The 1,230-nt window shown below is 43.3% G+C and carries 1 pseudogene; it reads left to right on the top strand.

The window, feature by feature from the left end:
* Positions 1-70: 70 nt before the first annotated feature.
* Positions 71-1,215 (top strand): annotated as a pseudogene (locus tag HMPREF3179_RS02265) (IS3 family transposase).
* The last annotated feature ends 15 nt before the right edge of the window (positions 1,216-1,230 follow it).

Below are 1,230 nucleotides of genomic sequence, written 5' to 3'. Positions count from 1 at the left end.
TTGATCCTAGTCAGAAAAGTAGACAAACACTCCCTCTAAAGCGTATGCTTATTTCACAGGAGAAATTAACATGCCCAAACGCTTTAGTCCAGAATTTAAACAACAAGCTGTTAGCTATGCCTTAGCTAATAGCGACCAATCTATTGCCGCACTTGCCAATCATTTAGGCATTGGCGAATCTACCTTAGACCGTTGGATACGGCAGCAACAAGGCGGAACAAGTAAACGTCCTTTAAGCCCTGAGCAAGAGCGCATTCGTCAGCTTGAAAAAGAGAATCTTGAACTGAAACAGGCAAATGAAATCTTAAAAAAGGCGCACGTGTACTTTGTCAAAAATCCAAGTCGCTAAAGTACACGTTTATTCTGGAGAACTTGGAATGCTATCCTTTAGCTATCCTTTGCCGAACCTTATCGGTCAGTTGCTCAGGCTTCTATGCCTGGCGTAAGCGTTCTACACAGCCTTGTGCCTTAAAGCTGGCGTTACATCGTGAGTTTTTAAAGCACAAAGGGCGCGTAGGCGCACCAAGCTTAGTTCAGGACATGCGCGAACAAGGCTTTTAGGTGTCTGAGCGTACTATCGGACGTTAACTGCAAGAGGCGAATTTACGCTGCAAAGTGGCACGTAAATTCAAGAGAACTACGGACTCTAATCACCGCCTTCCTGTGGTGGCGAACCATTTAAATCGGCAGTTTACGGTAAGTGCTCCTAATAAAGTCTGGGTTACCGATATTACTTATTTAAGAACTCAGGAAGGATGGCTCTATCTTTGTGTCATGTTAGATTTATTTAGTCGTCGTATTGTGGGTTGGACAACAAGCTCGCGAATTGATCGTCAATTAGTCAATGAGAGTTTGCGTATGGCTATGCTTCAACAAGGATGCCCACGAGACGTATTGATTCACTCCGATCAAGGGAGTCAATATTGCAGTGCTGACTTTAGAGCCTTAACGTTAACGTATGGCGCCACACAAAGCATGAGTCGTCGAGGTAACTGTTGGGATAATGCTGTGGCAGAAAGCTTCTTCCATACCCTAAAAGCACATATTATTCATGGAGAGAACTATCGAACAAGAGACCAACTCAAACACGTATTATTTGAGTACATTGAAGTGTATTACAACAGAATGCGACGCCACTCAGCCAATGGCTGGCTTAGTCCCATTCAATATGAACAAAATTATTATGTTGCTTTAGAGGAACAGACTGTCTATTAAATTGGCTAGGATCAG

It is taken from the genome of Oligella sp. HMSC09E12 (assembly GCF_001808505.1).
In the GTDB taxonomy this organism is placed as follows: domain Bacteria; phylum Pseudomonadota; class Gammaproteobacteria; order Burkholderiales; family Burkholderiaceae_B; genus Oligella; species Oligella urethralis.
Note: the sequence above shows the minus strand (reverse complement) of the source record. Positions and strands in the feature narration are given on the sequence as shown.